The sequence below is a fragment of the Proteiniclasticum sp. genome, assembly GCF_032054185.1.
GTDB lineage: Bacteria > Bacillota > Clostridia > Clostridiales > Clostridiaceae > Proteiniclasticum.
Genome location: NZ_DAMBTF010000028.1, coordinates 1 through 1151, shown reverse-complemented (window position 1 = coordinate 1151; position 1151 = coordinate 1). Strand labels below are relative to the sequence as shown.

General features: G+C 41.4%; 2 protein-coding genes. Both read left to right on the top strand.

The genetic code is table 11. From position 1 onward, the window contains the following. On the top strand, positions 1-253 hold a 253-nt coding region (locus tag RTX25_RS12575), incomplete at its 5' end, for a TRAP transporter large permease subunit (RefSeq protein WP_312654200.1). Between the two features lie 17 nt (positions 254-270). Next, positions 271-1065 (top strand): HAD-IIA family hydrolase, encoded by a 795-nt coding sequence (locus RTX25_RS12570; protein ID WP_312654198.1) that lies wholly within the window; start codon positions 271-273, stop codon positions 1063-1065. The last annotated feature ends 86 nt before the right edge of the window (positions 1066-1151 follow it).

Here is a 1151-nt window from a genome sequence, read left to right as displayed (position 1 = left end):
TCTAGTACCTGCGGTGAAGACATTCGGTATTGATCCTATCCATTTTGGAATGATCTTCATTGTCAATATTATGATCGGTGGTCTAACACCTCCTTTCGGATCGATGATGTTCACGGTCTGTACCATCGTCGGGGTTAAAATCGAAGATTTCCTGAAGGAAGTATGGCCATTCATCGTTGCACTGCTTGTAGTGCTGATACTACTGACCTACTCAGAAGGAATTGCATTATTTACATATAATCTCTTCAGTTAATATAAAGGAGTATCGTTTTGAACAATTTAAAAGAGAAAGATACGTTTCTGCTGGATATGGATGGTACCATATTTCTTGGAAATGAACTGATTGACGGAGCATCTGATTTTTTGGACACACTGAAGCAAAACGGAAAGAGATATATTTTTCTCACCAATAATTCTTCCAAAAACAGAATGGCCTACGTCGATAAATTAAGGAATCTTGGGCTTGATGTAACAGCAGAGGATATATTTACTTCTGGTGAAGCGACAACAAGATATCTGAAAAACAGGCACGAAGGCGCAAGAATCTACCTTCTGGGTACACCATCACTGGAAGAGGAATTCATTCGCGAAGGGTTTCAGCTGGTGAATGGTAGAGGAGAGAAGGTTGACTTCGTCGTTCTCGGGTTTGACACCACACTGACTTATGAAAAAGTATGGATTGCCTGTGAGTATATTGCGGCTGGAGTGGAATATATTGCCACCCACCCTGATTTTGTCTGCCCGCTGCCAGGAGGCGCATTTATGCCCGACGCTGGAGCCATGGCAGCCATGATCGAAGCAAGTACCGGGAAAAAACCGTTTGTTATAGGAAAACCGAATAAAGCAGTTGTGGAGAGCATCGCATTAAAATATGCCTTGAATCAGAATGAAATGGTTATGGTCGGAGATCGTCTCTACACAGATGTTCAGACTGGAATCAATGCTGGAATCACTTCAATCCTTGTCTATTCAGGTGAAACCAAGCCTGAAGACTATGAAAAAAGCACAATCTGCGCAGATTTCGTATTTCCATCGGTTAAATACATCATCGATCAAGTTAAATAAGTGATGCATTAAAGGTCCCTGACGGGACCTTTCAGACTGTAGACAAAGTAGTTAGAGTTGAAAAACTTTGACTGCTTTTCTTTTTT